The sequence below is a fragment of the Pseudoalteromonas sp. SR41-8 genome (genome assembly GCF_014163915.1).
GTDB lineage: Bacteria > Pseudomonadota > Gammaproteobacteria > Enterobacterales > Alteromonadaceae > Pseudoalteromonas > Pseudoalteromonas rhizosphaerae.
This window is the reverse complement of sequence record NZ_JACJEE010000018.1, coordinates 40,223-57,298: the sequence shown is the minus strand read 5'-3', so window position 1 is coordinate 57,298 and position 17,076 is coordinate 40,223. Positions and strand designations below refer to the sequence as shown.

At 40.7% G+C, this 17,076-nt stretch carries 14 protein-coding genes; 6 read left to right on the top strand and 8 right to left on the bottom strand.

The features are described 5' to 3' along the window. Positions 1 to 48: 48 nt before the first annotated feature. A complete protein-coding gene (locus H5162_RS13275) occupies positions 49 to 645 on the bottom strand; it encodes a phospholipid-binding protein MlaC (protein WP_149982826.1) in 597 nt (198 codons plus the stop codon). A 238-nt stretch (positions 646 to 883) separates the two neighbouring features. Here H5162_RS13275 and H5162_RS13270 point away from each other — a divergent pair, with 238 nt between their 5' ends. Both H5162_RS13270 and H5162_RS13265 read left to right on the top strand, forming a co-directional pair. Next, positions 884 to 1,426: an acyloxyacyl hydrolase gene (locus H5162_RS13270; RefSeq protein ID WP_182778740.1), complete on the top strand. Its 543-nt coding sequence runs from the start codon at positions 884 to 886 to the stop codon at positions 1,424 to 1,426. A gap of 54 nt (positions 1,427 to 1,480) precedes the next feature. Beyond that, positions 1,481 to 1,627 (top strand): DUF2897 family protein, encoded by a 147-nt coding sequence (locus H5162_RS13265; RefSeq protein ID WP_145241011.1) that lies wholly within the window; start codon positions 1,481 to 1,483, stop codon positions 1,625 to 1,627. A gap of 38 nt (positions 1,628 to 1,665) precedes the next feature. Here the strand turns inward: H5162_RS13265 and metE are convergent, their stop codons facing one another. Then, entirely contained in the window at positions 1,666 to 3,939 is a 2,274-nt protein-coding gene (metE, locus tag H5162_RS13260) for a 5-methyltetrahydropteroyltriglutamate--homocysteine S-methyltransferase (protein WP_182778739.1), read from the bottom strand. Positions 3,940 to 4,228: 289 nt separating this feature from the next. Between metE and H5162_RS13255 the strand changes: the two genes are divergently transcribed. Both H5162_RS13255 and H5162_RS13250 read left to right on the top strand, forming a co-directional pair. Further along, the gene (locus H5162_RS13255; protein WP_145241014.1) at positions 4,229 to 5,116 is read left to right on the top strand and encodes a LysR family transcriptional regulator; all 888 of its coding nucleotides are present in this window, start codon (positions 4,229 to 4,231) and stop codon (positions 5,114 to 5,116) included. Between the two features lie 52 nt (positions 5,117 to 5,168). Next, positions 5,169 to 5,933, top strand: a complete 765-nt coding sequence (locus tag H5162_RS13250) for an ElyC/SanA/YdcF family protein (protein WP_149982829.1) — start codon at positions 5,169 to 5,171, stop codon at positions 5,931 to 5,933. A gap of 34 nt (positions 5,934 to 5,967) precedes the next feature. On the opposite strand, the gene H5162_RS13245 is transcribed toward H5162_RS13250, so the two are convergent. Then, positions 5,968 to 6,720: a Nif3-like dinuclear metal center hexameric protein gene (locus H5162_RS13245; RefSeq protein WP_149982830.1), complete on the bottom strand. Its 753-nt coding sequence runs from the start codon at positions 6,718 to 6,720 to the stop codon at positions 5,968 to 5,970. A gap of 150 nt (positions 6,721 to 6,870) precedes the next feature. Here H5162_RS13245 and H5162_RS13240 point away from each other — a divergent pair, with 150 nt between their 5' ends. Continuing rightward, a complete protein-coding gene (locus tag H5162_RS13240) occupies positions 6,871 to 7,242 on the top strand; it encodes a hypothetical protein (RefSeq protein ID WP_145241020.1) in 372 nt (123 codons plus the stop codon). Between the two features lie 33 nt (positions 7,243 to 7,275). On the opposite strand, the gene H5162_RS13235 is transcribed toward H5162_RS13240, so the two are convergent. Continuing rightward, positions 7,276 to 7,749, bottom strand: a complete 474-nt coding sequence (locus H5162_RS13235; RefSeq protein WP_182718429.1) for an HPP family protein — start codon at positions 7,747 to 7,749, stop codon at positions 7,276 to 7,278. Positions 7,750 to 7,848: 99 nt separating this feature from the next. Between H5162_RS13235 and H5162_RS13230 the strand changes: the two genes are divergently transcribed. Further along, on the top strand, positions 7,849 to 8,430 hold the full coding sequence (locus H5162_RS13230) for a TetR/AcrR family transcriptional regulator (RefSeq protein WP_182778737.1): 582 nt from the start codon (positions 7,849 to 7,851) through the stop codon (positions 8,428 to 8,430). Positions 8,431 to 8,476: 46 nt separating this feature from the next. On the opposite strand, the gene H5162_RS13225 is transcribed toward H5162_RS13230, so the two are convergent. The 4 genes from H5162_RS13225 to H5162_RS13210 form a co-directional block, all read right to left on the bottom strand. Further along, a complete protein-coding gene (locus H5162_RS13225; protein WP_182778735.1) occupies positions 8,477 to 11,659 on the bottom strand; it encodes an amidohydrolase family protein in 3,183 nt (1,060 codons plus the stop codon). Positions 11,660 to 11,766: 107 nt separating this feature from the next. Continuing rightward, entirely contained in the window at positions 11,767 to 12,591 is an 825-nt protein-coding gene (locus H5162_RS13220) for a M90 family metallopeptidase (protein WP_145241028.1), read from the bottom strand. A gap of 142 nt (positions 12,592 to 12,733) precedes the next feature. After that, positions 12,734 to 13,966: a M23 family metallopeptidase gene (locus H5162_RS13215; protein ID WP_182778733.1), complete on the bottom strand. Its 1,233-nt coding sequence runs from the start codon at positions 13,964 to 13,966 to the stop codon at positions 12,734 to 12,736. 169 nt (positions 13,967 to 14,135) lie between these two features. Further along, positions 14,136 to 17,030, bottom strand: coding sequence for a ligand-binding sensor domain-containing diguanylate cyclase (locus H5162_RS13210; protein WP_182732311.1), 2,895 nt, complete (start codon positions 17,028 to 17,030; stop codon positions 14,136 to 14,138). Positions 17,031 to 17,076 lie beyond the last annotated feature (46 nt).

Genomic DNA, 17,076 nt, shown 5'->3' with positions numbered 1-17,076 from the left:
CAGTTAACACTGCACGGTGCTTTAGGTTGGAGACTTACTTGGAAATGATTACTTACTGTTAAGCTCAGCTGTCACTTGGTCAAGGCCAACTTCTGAAATTCGTTGAATAACTTCTTTTTGCTTTGCACTGAGTAACGAAATACCTTCAGCGACAATATCATATACTTTCCAGCTACCATCTTTGCCTTGGCGAAGCTTAAAGTGTAAGTCAATCGTTGGCGCATTATCTGCAATAATTTGCGTCTTAACCGTGGCAAACTCGCTCTCTGCAGCATCGTTACTTTCTTCGAATTTTATTTCTTGCCCGGTATATTTCATTAATGCACTAGCATAGGTAGTGGTTAAGTAATGCTCCACTGCACTTATAAATGCAGTCGCTTGTTGGCGATCGATACCTTTAATGTGCTTACCTAATAATTTATAGGAAACAAATTTAACATCTATATTAGGCATTAAATACTGATCAACAATGTGTGCCATGTCACTTTTGCTCGCTGTGCCTTGGCTGTTTATTTTGCCAATTTCACTAAACAGCTGATCGCCTACCTGAGTTAATAACTGATTAGGTGACTGTTGTGTTTGCGCAAACAAGGAAGCACTAAAAACTAGCGCGATTAATAATAAATAACGACCAAGTGAAATCATTGTTGATAAGTCCTAAGTAAATCTTGTAGCGTAATTTACGCTGTTCATAAGAGATTAAAAAGCCTCAAAATAGCACCTTATTAGTGCCAACACGGCATCAATTGATTTAATCTTTTTATTTCATATTGTTAGCTAAGCTCATGTAATAACACACAGAGTCTGTGAATTTATGCCACTTGAATTAGCCTCCCCCACGCCCTTATTTTGTAAATAACGTTTTCATCTAAAGAGCTTTACCATGTTATTTAAAACATTAACTGTATTGATTTTATTATCTATTTCCATGTTCAGCAGACTATCTTATGGCGCGCCCTATACACTTTCCCCTCATGGCTATGCCATTGATTATATTCAGGGGGAAGGTGATGTTAAAGGTTTAAAACTGGCATACCAATACCATGCTCCAGCACTACAATCATTAATTGAAAATACCCATATTTACTTAGAATCAAGTATTAATATTTGGGAATACGGCGCAGATAATAGCCATCAGACAAATGTTGTCCTTGCAATGTCCCCGGTATTTCAACATCTGATCAGCTCAGTGCGCGGTATTCCTCTGTATTTCGAAGCCGGCATAGGGATTTCATTAGTCAATGACACTCACTTCGCCGGCAAAAATGTGAGTACCCACTACCAGTTTGAAGACCGACTAGGCTTTGTTGCTGATTTTGGAAAAACCAAAGCTGCGGTGCGTTATTTACACTATTCAAATGCAGGGTTTAAAAGACCAAACCCAGGTCTTGATTTTATTTCGCTGTCGTTTTCTAGACGTTTTTAACCCTAGAAATCTTTGCTACACTAAGTACTTATAAATGACTCATTAGAGATCACCATGCAAATTTGGCATATACTCATCATCATCTTAGTGTTGGCAATCATTATCGGTAATATTTTGCTGATCAAACACTCAGCAAAAATGGATTTTAAAAAACCAACCGATGAAGATGAACTCAAATCAGAGCAACAAAAAAAGCCCTAACTAAGTTTTGTTAGGGCTTTACATCTTAGGGGATGTTCTTACTGCAGCTCCTCACGCAGCTCTTTGGTTGCTTTAACCATATTATCAAGAGCTTGTCGCGTTTCTTGCCAACCACGGGTTTTCAAACCACAGTCCGGGTTTACCCATAAACGCGCAACCGGTATTTTTCGTGCGGCTTTATGGATCAACGTTTTCATCCATGCAATATCCGGTACATTCGGAGTGTGAATATCATATACACCTGGACCAATATCATTTGGATAATCAAAATTCTCAAATGCTTCAAGTAGTTCCATGTTAGAACGTGAGGTTTCAATGGTGATCACATCGGCATCCATATCTGCAATCGCGGCAATAATACCGTTAAATTCGGCGTAACACATGTGAGTATGAATTTGTGTTTCATCTTTCACACCGCTTGCTGAGACCCTAAATGCATACGCTGCCCATTCTAAATATGCTTGCCATTGGCTACATTTAAGCGGCATACCTTCACGAAATGCAGGTTCATCAATTTGAATGATATCAATACCGGCATTTTGTAAATCGACCACTTCATCACGTAGCGCAAGTGCAATTTGATTAGCGATGGTGGGTTTGTCTAAATCATCACGAATGAATGACCAAAACAGAATAGTTACAGGACCTGTTAGCATGCCTTTCATTTTCTTACTCGTCAGCGACTGTGCGTATTTTGTCCACTGAACCGTCATCGCTTGTTCACGTGATACATCCCCCCAAATTACAGGTGGTTTCACACATCGCGAGCCGTAGCTTTGCACCCAACCAAACTGGGTAAAAGCAAAGCCTTCTAATAGTTCAGCAAAGTATTCAACCATGTCATTACGCTCCGATTCGCCGTGCACTAACACATCTAAATCAAGCGCCTCTTGCTCTTCAACAGCGTAACGAATTTCTGCTTTCATTTGCCTTTGATAATCATCCGCAGATAATTCACCGGCTTTATAATCACGGCGTGCTTGACGAATTACTTGAGTTTGTGGAAATGATCCTATCGTGGTGGTCGGCAGTAGCGGTAAATTAAGTGCTGCATGTTGTTTTTCAATACGTTGAGAAAATGCATGATTACGCTTACCGTCTTTTGCGGTGAGTGCAGTTACACGCTTTTGTACAGCTGTATTATTTACACGAGTAGAGGTTAAGCGTGCTTTAATAGGTGCTGAATAAGCAACGAGCTCACTGCTATCATTGCTTTCAAGCGCGGCTTTTAATAATGACAACTCTTGGCCTTTTTGTTTTGCAAATGCAAGCCATGAACAAAGCTCATCATCGAGCTTTTCTTCTTGCTCTAAATCAACCGGTGTATGCAGTAAAGAACAAGATGGAGCAAGCCATAGATTATCACCGCGCTTTAGCGCAATGTCTTTTATGCTATTAAATACAACCTCTAAATCAGTACGCCAAATATTACGGCCATTTACTACGCCTAATGATAAAACTTGATCTGTACTTAATAATATATCTAGTTTTGCAACATCAACATTTGTTGCAACACAATCAAAATGTACGCCATCAACAGGGTAACCTGCAATATCATCAAAGTAGGCAGTGACTGAGTCAAAATAACTAGCAAGTAACAACTTCACGCCTTGACCTGCAAGTGCACGAAAGCTTGTTTTTAATGCCTCTTGATAATCTTCTGTCAGCTCTAAACCTAATATAGGCTCATCAACCTGTACCCATTCAATCCCTTGCTGCGCTAATTTAGCGAACACGTGTTGATAAACAGCTAATAGTTTTTCAAGTAAGCTAAGTTTATCAAACTCCTCACCTGCACATTTTGCTAAGTAAAGATAAGTGACTGGACCGACCAATACTACTTTTGCATTGTGCCCCAATGCTTGTGCTTGAGTAACTTGCTCGAATAACTCAGTCCAGGTTAGTTGAAACTGCTGATCATGAGTTAGCTCTGGAACTATGTAATGATAATTAGTATTAAACCACTTTGTCATTTCGCTTGCTGCACATGAACAACCGCTTGGTGCGCGACCACGCCCAATACGAAATAATGTATCAAGATCAATGCTACCATCCGCTTTTTGATGACGCTTGGGCACTGCGCCAATCAATAAAGAGGTAGATAACACATGGTCATACCAAGCAAAGTCACCTACCGGTAATAAATCAATCCCAGCATCTGCTTGAAGAGCCCAATTTTCTGCGCGGATCGTCTTACCTTGTTCAAGCAACTGCGCTTGGCTGATTTTACCAGCCCAGTATGATTCTACTGCAAATTTTAGTTCACGCTTTCTACCTATGCGAGGAAAACCTAAGTTATGTAATTGTGCCATGTTGAAATTCCCTTCCAGCTGTTTAGATAGCTAAAACCATAAACCTATACCTGACATCAAACAATTGATGCTTCCTCAGTTTCAACTTGAGGTAAATTCATGGAAATATTTTTTTGCAAACTCAAAAAATATAATGACAACGCTGTCAAATATGATGCTATAGTATATTTGTAAATTTCACGTAAAAAAATGGGGTTTATAGCCATCTAGACGTTGATGCATCTTAATTTAAGGCGTATTATGGCTGTAATCTGAGTTAAACTCACCTTTACCATGAGAATTATTAAAGATGATTGATGTAAAACACTTAAAGACCATCGCAACCTTGAAAGAAACCGGTTCATTGGTAAATACTGCGCGCGAATTATTTTTGACTCAATCCGCTTTGTCTCATCAAATCAAAGATTTAGAAAACAAACTTGATTGCCAACTATTTGAACGTAAAACTCAACCGGTGCGCTTTACCCCACAAGGTATGCTATTACTTGAACTTGCCAGCGAAGTACTCCCGCGTGTTGAAGCAACCAAATGCCGTTTAAAAGAAAGTCTTAATCAACCAATTTCACAATTACGACTTAGTGTTGAATGCCATGCTTGTTTTCATTGGTTATTACCAACAATTAAAGAATTCAATAACTTTTGGCCTGATATCAAAGTTGATTATGAGCGCGGCTTTAGTTATGACGCTATTCCTGATCTGCTCAGTGATGAATTAGATTTAGTACTCACTTCAGACATTCGTGAACCAGATAAACTTGAATACGCACATTTATTTGATTTTAAACTTAAATTAATTGTTGCTCCAGATCATGAACTAGCGAAAAAAGCCTATGTAACGGCACTTGATTTGAAAAACGAGACGATTATTTCGTACCCTATTCCACGAGAGCGTCAGGATATCTTCAAACATTTTATTCAAAATGCACGTTTTGATGGCACCTTGAAAACCGTAGATCAGGGCTTGCTCATTTTTCAGCTTGTCAGTGCCGGAATGGGGGTTGCAGCATTACCGGATTGGTTAGTAACACCATATGAAAGCCAAGGACTCATTAAGTCGATTCCATTAGGCGCGCTGGGATTAACCCGTCCAATGTATTTAGCCATGAAAAAGAATATGAAAGATAACCCAGTGTATCGCCACTTTTTAAATACCTGTAAGTTAAATAACGGTCGATAAAATAGGTTTAACCCAGTAGCATACAGAAAACCCCTTTATGTGTGCTACTGTGATGTTTGAACTGAAAAAAATCCTCGGTGCAATGCTGATGCCATTGCCTCTGTTTGCTCTACTGTGCTTTGTTTGCTTATTAATCGCACTGCGTACCAAGAAAGTAAGCGTATTTATTGGTTTAATCGCAATCACCAGTTTATTGCTGATCAGTACCCCTTTTATTGGTCAAAAAATAATTGCTCCAAATTCACAGTTAAAGTATATTTTTGATACAAGTAAACAGCCGATACTCGATAAAATAGTGGTACTTGGTTGTGATATAAATCCTAACCCAAAACTTAACGCCAATAGCCAACTTGGTAATTGTGCTAAAAGCCGCTTAATCGAAGGTATGCGCTTAGCATATGTGTACCCACAAGCTCAACTTATTGTTTCAGGTGGCGGTTACAATAAAGTGACCAACAGTAGTTTGATGCAACAAACCGCGATAAGTTTAGGTATTGATGCGCAGCGTATTAAACAAAATCCTACGGCTATGGATACCGCCGATGAAGCACGGCTTTTAGCACCTGCTCTAGTTGATTTTAAAGTTGCACTGGTAACTTCGGCAAGTCACATGGCACGAGCAAAAGATCTATTTAATAGCCAAGGCGTTGATGTTATTCCCGCCGCCACTGATTTTTACGATTTCTCAGCGTGGCCTCATCACAAACAATATATTCCGAGTGTTGAAGTATTAAAGGCAGTCACAAGTTATTGGCATGAAGTAATCGGTAGTACGTGGATAAGTGTGCGCCGCTGGATTGATCCAGAAGCGCTTTAACATCTCACTCACTTAAAGTGAAGTAGCTGGCAACTCAAACTGGGTTGTCTATATCAATAAAGGTTACATCAAAGCCATGTTGCTCAGCCAATAACTCACCGAGCGCTTTTATGCCATAGCGTTCGGTGGCGTGATGGCCTGCGGCAAAAAAATCGATCTTTTGCTCACGCGAACTGTGAATGGTCTGCTCTGAAGCCTCGCCTGTTAAATAGGCATCAATCCCCTGGCTAGCAGCCAAATCAATATAACCTTGACCACCTCCAGTACACCAAGCGATGGTCTCAATTAGCTCATCACGTACTAGGCTAACCAAAGGTTCACGAGCGAGCACTGTTGATATTTTTTGTGCAAATTGCTCACCACTCATTGGGATTTTTAAACGCCCTTTGACTGCGACACTATTTGCTACAGGCTCCAAACCATCGAGTATTTCTAAATCAAGTAGCTGTGCTAATTGCGCGTTATTACCGATTGCTGGATGCACATCAAGAGGTAAATGATAGGCAAATAAATTGATATCATGATTAAGTAACGCAGCTATGCGACGCTTTTTCATACCGGTAATAGGTTGCGCTTCACCTTTCCAGAAGTAACCATGATGAACCAATATTGTATCTGCGCCATGTGCAATTGCAGCATCGATTAATGCTTGACTAGCAGTGACACCTGTAACAATTTTTTTAATCTGTTCACGTCCTTCGACTTGTAGCCCATTTGGGCAAAAGTCTTGAATAGAATCAGGTCTTAAAATGGTATTTAGTAATTGGTTAAATTCTCTGCGCTGCATTTTTTTATTCCAGATTAGCGTTAAATTTTGTGCAAATTTTGGCGTTTATAGGGCTAAAATGGAAGGAAAATCGCAAAAAATTGAAAAGTAAGTCAAAAATAGGTATAAATAAATATTCTCAATCTGTGTTTACAACGTATAGGGCCTCTGATGAGCAAACTAGACAAAACAGAAGTATTAAATGCCTTTGAAGCAGCATACCAAGCAGCCAATGGTAAGAAACCTGAAATCACCAGCAAACCTGGTTGGTACAGCATCGACGGCGGCAAAAACTTGCGCCTTGCAGAAGTTGCTGAATTAACAGAGCAGCTAACTTCAGGCGATACGTCTGCACAACCTGCAGCAACAGCACCTGCTAAGAAAACTAAAACTAAATCAGCAGTGCCAGCTAAAGCAGCTGTTAAAAAACCACCATTTACTATAACAACAGCTAATGAAGAAGGTTACACTGCCGAAGAGTTTTGGATTGTGTACCTAGCTAAAAAAGATCACGATTGCCGCTTACCTCGCGGTGTTGTGTAATAACTTTAGACTCATAGCATAAAAAAACCGCTTTTAAGCGGTTTTTTTATGGCCAACAACGTTGAGTTTTGTATTCAACCACCCTGATATATACCCACAGATAACAATAAACACGGTACCAACAAGAACTGGCATAATCAAAAAGTCCCAACTTTGACCACTGACCATAATCAAAATAGGGTTGGCCCCAGCTGCAGGATGTATGGTGTTAGTCAACATCATTACGGTCACAGCTAATCCAGTCGCAATAGCAATACTGATCGGATCCACGCCTATAAAACTAATAAAAGCCAAACCTATCACGGCAGTGATGAAATGCCCTACAATAACATTTTTTGCTTTTGCTAAAGGGCTGTTTGGTACACCAAACACCAGTACCGCAGTTGCGCCAAATGGTGCCATAAGCCATACACCATAATTCCCTAAACTTTCTAAATATGCTAATACCGAAAGTGTCAGTGCTGAAAAGATACCCGCGATAACGGCTTTGTAAAATACATCATTCATTAATATTACTTCCTTCAGAGGTAGACCGACTTGTCTACATTTAGATGGTAGACAAGTCGGTCTACTTATGTCAAGCTTACTTTTTGACTAGGAGCAACCATGGATAAACGTACCCAGATAATTAATACCGCACTCAGTGCGTTCTATCAAAGAGGGATCCATGCGGTAGGCATTAATGAAATACTTAAAGAAGCAGGTGTTGCAAAAAAAACGCTTTATAATCATTTTGTCAGTAAAGATGAGTTGATCTGTGCGTGTTTAGAGCTCAGAGATCAGCGCTTTAATCAGTGGTTGTATGAACAATTAGAAAACTGCAATACCCCCTTCGAAGTGGCTGATGCACTTTTTAGCGCACTCTCCGCTTGGATAGACAATAAAGTCTCTGAGCTTGGACCTTTTAATGGCTGTTTTTTTATTAATACCGCAGCGGAGTTTCCACACAGCGAGCACCCTATCGCGATGCTTTGCAAAGCACACAAAGAATCAGTTTTACAGTTATTGTTCGATAAACTCTCACACACAGAAAAACTTAAAGGTCAGTTAGAAAAAACCATACAGTTAGCACAATTATTAATGACCTTAAAAGAAGGTATGATCTGTCAGGCTAGAGTGACGCACTCCAGTAATACACTAATGCAAGACCCAGTATTATTACGCCAACTTATAGCAAGTAGCATATAAAAAAAGCGGCTGTTCAGCCGCTTTTGATTGGTTATAACACTAATAATTACTTATCTTCAAAGTACAATTTGTCGCGTGCTTTTTTGCCAACTTCATTCATAGTCGCGGCATCAAATAACCGACCGTTGATCATCGTATAATCAACTTTATCTGTATCACGAATATTAGTCAGTGGATTACCATCGATCACCATTAAATCAGCCAGTTTACCGACTTCCAATGAGCCGATATTCTGATCAAGGCCGATGTACTTGGCCGGATCAAGCGTCGCCGCACGAATAGCTTCCAGTGGACTCATACCACCTTGAGCAAACATCCAAATCTCCCAGTGCGCTGCAAGGCCTTCGCGCTGACCATGTGCACCTAGATTCACTAAAACACCTAAATCTTGTAGCTCTTTTGCTACCCGTGCATTGTTAAAGTGATTATAGTGGTGATCGGGTGCTTTAACACGGCGCATTGAACGTGGTAGTAATTGGTTTTTTGGCACAAATTTACTTAAGCGCGGGTGATTCCACACATCAGTCTTATCATACCAATAGTTTTCTCCCCAGATGCCGCCATATGCCACACCAAGTGTTGGCGTGTAGCCTACATCACTTTGTGACCAAAGCTGCTTGATATCATCATAAATATTCGCCACGGGAATTGAGTGCTCAATGCCCGTATGACCATCAACCACCATCGTTAAATTATGCTGTAATAATGAACCACCTTCTGGCACCACCATCATTTCAAGCTCTCGGCCAGCTTCAATTACTTGTTGGCGTTGTTCACGTCGTGGTTGGTTGTATGATTTAACACTAAACGCGCCAACTTTCTTTAATCGCTCTAAGTGAAATTTAGCATCATCTAACGAATCAATGTGTGATGTATAACCTGGCATATTGGCACCATATAAAATAGTACCGGTTGAGAAAATACGTGGGCCTACAATAGTCCCCGCTTTTTGCATTTCGCTGGCTGTAAAAATCTCTGTTGTATCGTTTGATGGATCGTGAATTGTCGTGACGCCTAACGATAGGCCCGCTAAGTTTTTCCAATTTTGCTCAGGAATGATCTCATCGCTGCCTTGTGAACCATGCGCATGCGCGTCAACAATTCCTGGCATAATTGTTTTGCCAGATACATCAATTACCTGTGCGCCTTTTGGAATGTTAATATTAGCAGCTGTGCCAACGGCTTTAATATGTTTACCATCGGTTAATAGTATGCCATTTTCAATGACTTGCTCACCTTTCATGGTAATAATACGTGCGCCCGTTAAAGCTATCATGCCTTTTGGTTCAGCCATTTTGCTACTAAAGCCAATGTTATCGCCACTTTTTACTTTGAAGTCAGCGTCATCCGCTTTATTGATATCAAATAAACCTGCCAAACTTGCATGATAAAGCTCTGGGCCTAGCGTCCAATACAGTTTATCGCTGCTGGCGCTCCAGCTGATATTCTCACCGGCACGAACAGATAACTGCTCAATCGGAAATTGGCTGTCTTTAGGACCAATATTAATGGTTTTACCACTTTGCACTAATGGCGTAACAAACACTTTAAAACGTTCAGCAAAAGCGAGGTACTTGCCATCAGGCGATACTCTAAACTCAGTAGCATGCTCTGACTCATAAAGCTTAGTGATTTTTTTCGAATCAAGTTCAACCACACTTAGCGTTGGCTTAGGCCATGGGCTCATCACAAAAACTCGATCATTAGCTGATGCAAACTGCGGCTGATAACCACTTTTAGAAATCAACTCAGCTTTCCCGCCTTTGCTACTCACTGCATAAATACCCGGATGCAGTGACCAATCAGGGTTTAAAATGCTGCCTCCTGAGGCTTTACGGTACACCACTGTTTTGCCATCAGGGCTGAATGTTGGCTCAACATATTTACCTGGCTCTGTGGTAATATCATCACCGCGACCACTGCGCGCAGAGACAACTCGAACAGCACCCTGTTCGTTATCATCCCAAGTTACATAAACTATTTTTTTACCATCACGGGAAAACTGCGGGAACAACTCAAAGTGGTCATCTTGTTTAGTTAAACGCTTTATTTTTCCTGACTCTAAATCGCGTTTATAAATATGTCCTAGCGCTTCAAAAATTGCTGTTTCACCATCCGGCGAAATCTGTACATTACGCAACATTTTTACAGCAAATTCATCGCTATCAATATTTTGTGTAAAACGCACTGCTTGTTGAATTTTTTTACTGGTTTTTACTTCAAATGGTACGGTTTCTACATCGCCATCTTGCACATCAAGTTTATGAATAGTACCGCCAGCCCAAAATACCAGTTGGTTATTATCTGGTGTCCATGCAATGGTTGGATACACGCCATGAATAGCCCAAGTCTCTTGCATATCACGTTCAAGCTTGTCATATAGCTTAGTATGCTTACCGCTGGTTAAGTCATATAGGTAGAGGCTAGTTTGAAAATCATCTCGTTTAATATACGCAAGCTTCTTACCGTCTGGCGAGGGGGTTGGTCTAATCGCGCCGCCCATACCATCAATAATCGTTTCTATCTCACCCGTTTCGCGATCGTAACGCTTGATTTTATAAATGCCAGCAACCGAATCTTTTGAATAATGAAAGGTTTTACCCGGCGTCGCATCATGTGAAAAATAAACATATCGGCCATCAGGTGAAAACATCGGCTCACCTAAATCTTTTTGATCATTCTCACGTTTAGTGAGTTGTACACCTTTGCCACCCGCTTTATGATAAAGCCATACTTCACCTGCGCCTAATGAACGGCTCGCTGTAAAATGCTTACGAGCAACAATATAGTCGCCGTCGGGACTCCATGCTGGGCTGTTCAATAAGCGAAACGTTTCATCGGTTACCGCGGTTTGATTCTCACCGTTTAAATCCATCAACCAGATATTATCGCCGCCACCTTGATCAGAGGTAAACGCAATATGTTTACCATCAGGACTAAAACGCGGTTGCATTTGCCATGCGATATCAGAGGTCAGTTGAGTGGCAGTGCCACCAGCCATCGGCATAGTGTAAATATCGCCCAGCAAATCAAACACAATGGTTTTGCCATCAGGACTGACATCGATATTCATCCAAGTGCCTTGAGAGACACTAATATTAGCATCAACAAATTGCCCTTGTGGCGCATCCACTTGCCATTTTTTGTCATCATTATCTTGTGCCTGAGCCTGACCATATAGCGCCAGTGACACAGCTACAGCCATTGCTGTATGAAGCATTTTTTTCATCGCCTTCTCGCTTATTTTTATTGCGGTTTTTCATCTTATAAACATGATTGCAACAAAAACGGCAGCAACTTACCAGCGATATCTGATAAAGCGTCGTTATTTGGCGGTTAATGCCATTTTATTGGATCAAACTGATAATAGCCGACCAATAAACTGTATATTTCAGGATCATAATGGCGCAGCTCACTGGGCTTTTCGAGAAAAGTTTCGGTGATCACGGCAAAAAATTCGGCTTCATTTGTTGCACCATAACTATGAATAACATGCGGCATATTATACGCAACATGCGTTTTTAACTGATTATAAGCGCGGCTAAAAACACGCCCCCACTGTTTATAATCTACTTCTTTAGCTAATATAGGCGTGCCTGTGGTTTTACCTGTTTCTTGATCGAGTTGGTGAGCAAATTCATGAAACACTAAATTATGTCCGTCACTGGGTAAGCGGTTCCCTTCAAGCACATCGTGCCAGCTCAGCACTAAAGTCCCTCCAGGCCATGACTCGCCTTGACGAACAGTATTATGATAGCTTACTAATCCGGCACTATCACGAGATGTCTGCGGCGCGTAATAAGCACTTGGGTACAGCAAAATTTCTTTCACATTTTGATAAAGTGGCCATGGTTTATTAAGCACCAACACACACGCATCCGCAGCAATTATTAACTTCATACTCTCGTTAAGAATTAAACCATCACAACCAATAAAGCGTTTTTCATTTAGAAACCAGACAATATGACGCTCTAATTTTTCCCGATCAGCATCCGTCATTTTTTGATAAATAGGCATATACCGTAACAATAATGTTTTTTGCTTTTCATCTAAACGATAATCTTGATACTTTTTTTGCCACAAGCGGTTTTGAATAACCGGCCAACGCCAATAAACAACTACAAACGCAATCAGCGCAAATATTAATAATCCATTTACCATTAAAAGGTCCTATCAACAGGTGTAGCTTATTAATATGTCCTGTGAGGATAAAATTCAATCATCTAGCCTAGCAACAGCTAAAAAAACCGCCCATAACTATGTTATAGGCGGTCAGCTATATTATTTCGTAAAATCAATTATATTAACGATATAAACGGTCCCAAGCACAAGTACGGTAACCATTACGTTCAAAGTAAAAGTTATTACAATTGTCATCGTAGTTGCTATTGCCGACATCAATACGATGACCACTAATATATTGATTATGTAATGACACCTGCTGGCCGTTATACAACAAAGTAAAATGCACGTGAGGACCTGATGATTGTCCCCCTTCACATAGTGCTTGGTAATAATTGTTCGCATAACGACCGAGCCATGCACCTGACTGCACAAAATCACCGCTACTATACTGCAGATTAGACATATGATAATAGTTGGTTGAATAACCACTCGAATGCGTTACGCGGATATTACATGACGAAAAACGTGTGATAGTACCACCATGCGCCGCTTGAACATATGGTGTATTTGCGCCCCAACCACCAGAGCCATTATTAAAATCAAGCGATGAATATGGATAACCAGAGCCAGTATTAGAGTGAGCCCCACCGCTGTACCAATAATAACCTGATGACCATGGTAAGTTCATTGAAAAACTAGCCGCAGCAAACTGCTGATTGCTACTTTGTAGTGCACTTTTAGAGGATCTTTCTAACTGAGCGCGACTATCAGGGAATAGACGCTCAAACGTCGCTAAAAAGCCGGTCAGATCGCTCTTAGCGTAATTAACATCATCTTTGCTTAATGCTTGTTTTTTAAGAACACTGACCAATGCTACTGTCGCTGCAGTACTGCTGTTGGTATTGACTCTATTAGTGATTTCCTCGCCCGCATACTTTGATGTTTCCGGGGTGGCTTGGCTATCTTGCCACTGTTTATATGCATAAAAACGTTGACTTAACATCATTACCACATTTTCTAGCTGGGCATCAAAACCGTGTTCGTCCGATAAACCTGCAAAAGCATTATTAATATCTGCATCAGGATCAGAAAGTAAGCCACTTTGCAGCTCAATCAACGCTAAGATAACTTTAGGGTTGATACTTGTATAACCTGCCCAGTGCAAAACACGCTCTTTTTTATCTTCCAGTACTGGCGCATGCAGAGCAAAGAAATTATCCCAATCTTCACGCAACAAGTCATTATTGAACACAAACTGAGTATCGTCCACAGCCACCAAGGAGGTTAACTTAAGTGACTCAATAGACTGTGCAGTAAAGTTAAAATCATTATGCTTATGGCCTTGTGCAAACACCGCTGGCGACACACCTAAAACACCTGCTAATGCTACATATATCATCTTACTTTTCATCTTTTGTTCCTTCTGTTTACATCAAAAAGACCCCGAAGCGGGAACAAAAGGTATAGCATCAAACCCAATCAAATGTTAATAAAATGTTTTAATATATGTATTAGTATATATTATGTACCCGAAAAGCAATGGCCTGTAGCGTGTTTTCCCAAATACTCTACTATAACTTTTAGAGTGTTATAACTTCGACTCGATTTCGCCCATTACTTTTTGCTTGATAAAGCGCTTGGTCAGCTTGCGCCAGTAACCTGTCATAGTCATTAACTGCCAATGAATCAGCGACTCCAAAACTAACCGTTACCGATAACCCGCTAGCGATGTTTGAAAAATCGTAGTTTGCAATTTGCACACGTAATTCTTCACATAATTGAGCGGCTTGTTGCGCGGTTTTATGAGGGAATAGTAATGTAAATTCTTCACCTCCCCAGCGAGCAACTTGACTATCATCACTCTCATTGAGCTCTCCTAGCATATGAGCAACCACACAAATTACACGGTCGCCAACAATATGTGACCACCCATCATTAATTCGCTTAAAATGATCAATATCCATAATCGCAATAGCGAGAGGTGAACCATGCTGTTTAAAATCAGCAAAATTGTCCGCAAGCCAACAGTCAAAGGCACGACGGTTTGGTAAATCAGTTAGTTGATCATGGGTTGCTTGATGAGCAAAGGCATCTGTTTGTTGTTGCAGATCATTAGTTTGTTGCTCAACCCGCTTAATCAGCTCTATCTCTATTTTTTTATAATGATAAAGCCGGTATCTATAAAGCCCGTAGACTAATGCTAATAAACCGATAAAAACCATTATTTTAAAAGTAGTTTTTTGCCAAAAATATGACTGAATCACAAACGTTAAGGTTTTATCATTATTTTGCCATTGCCCATTAGGGTAGCCCGAACGTACCTTAAAAGTATACTTTCCCGGTGGTAAATTAGTGTATTCCGTAATGGTTAATTGATTACGATTAACCCACACATTATTATAACCAGTCAATTGGGTCTGGTAATTCAACCGATGAGGCATAATAAAACTTAGGCCAGCATAATGAAAAGAGAGCCGCGAAACACCAAGCGGTAAAATAATTTCTTCATCTTGCTGCACCAAGGGGGTCATTTTGCCATCTACATACATTGCCTCAATAATTGTCGGTAATGTTTTCTTTGTAGCTTGCTTTAATCGTTCAGGGACGATAGTACTTGCCCCTTGCGCTGTAGCAATCCAAATACTGCCATCTTTGTGCAGCACTGCAGAAGGATTAGACCCGCCATTAGCCTGAGCGCTTAGCATGCCATCTCCTTCATCATATAGCTGATACTGGATTGGCAACGCATTATTTTGTGCTAACTGCGCTAGCCGCTGTTTGACCTGTTTTTGATTTACTTGGATCACACCGCGATTACTAGATAACCAAAACGAATCTCCCTGTGCCACAACTTGAAACAACTTATCAACTGGCAAGCCTTGTTCACGCCCAAGAATACTCATTTCTCCAGTTGGGATATGACACCGGACAAGACCACGGTCTGTCGCCATCCAAATATATTCAGATTCAGCATAAAAACCAAAAGCATATTCAGCATCAAAATGGGCAGGAAACACTTTAGCCGTAAATTTTTCTAAATTTGGGCTAAAAGATGCTACTCCAACGCCGGTTCCAATCCATACATTGCCATAATTGTCTTCACTAAGGGCTATAATAAAATCACCAGGTAAACCATCTGTACTTGAAAACTGCTTCAGAGAGCCATCCACGTCTATTCGTGTCAAACCTGCTGCAGTTCCCACCCATAAGCGCCCTGCACTATCAAATAACAACGCCCTAACTTCATTACTGGCTAAGCCATTTTGACGATCCAGAACAGGATAAACTTTACCATTGATAATCCGCATCAAACCTGAGGTATAGGTCCCGAGCCAAATTTGACCTTGCGCATCTTCGGCTAAACTTAAAACCGATAACGGATCATTCCCATAAGCAGGAGGGAATGTGTTTACTTTATTATCTTCAATGCGATTTAAACCAAGGCTGCTGCCTACCCATAAGCTACCATCAGAATGCGACAACACGGTACGGACATAATCGCCTGTCAACCCTCGTTTTGTGGTCCAAGTCGAAAAAGCGGCTTCACGCAATCGGTATAAACCGCCATTTGTGCCAACCCAAATACTATTTTCACGATCTTGTAATAACGATAAAATCCGATTTGCAGGTAAACCAGCGTCAGCATCAAGTTGTTCAAGTCCTAACGGGCTTAATCGAAACACCCCTTTATTGATCGTACCAAACCAAAGATCATCATGGTCATCTTGTAAAATACTTGAGATAGCCTCATTTTTAAGTTGAGCATGAATACTGATAAAACGGTTGTTTACCTGTTTCCATGCACCTTGTTCACTGCCGACTATGAGCTCACCTTGGCGGGTCAAATACAAGGTGTATATTGGGCTTTGTGGTAAACCGGAATCGGGAGTGATTAAACGCGCTGTTTTATTATTAATTTGATACAAGCCATTGCTGGTTGCAACCCAGATAATACCTGCATTGTCTTCTATTAGACGATAAGCACTGAGGTTTTCTAAAATCGCCGTGTCCGGCGCACTATCAAACTCTCGATATACAACACCTTGGCCCTCAAGGGCTAACCAAGTTTCATCTGAAGGCGTTTTTAATACGTGATTTACCATCGCAGTCGCATTTGGCTTGGCATGCCATTGCCCTTGATATAAATGACTGATCCCCCCTCGAGCGCCCACTATGTATAGACCGCCATCAGCTTGTGGGGCTAAACTACGTAAACCAGAATCTGGTAAACCAGTTATTTCCGTACGTGTAAACAGTTTAAACTCTCGGCCATTAAATCGGGCTAATCCTTCCCAAGTGGCAATCCACACGTAACCATCATTTGTTTGTACCACGCTATTGATACTATTATGAGGCAAACCAGAACGGGTATTCCAGGTTTCAGCAAAGTAGTCATTAAGAGGTAAGCGGGTTTGCTCAGCAGCAAAGCAACTAAAAACAACAAAAAAGAAAAAGCAAAGACCTAAACGAATCATTATACTAAACGCCTTCGTAATTATGGCGAGCTAACAACTTAGCATG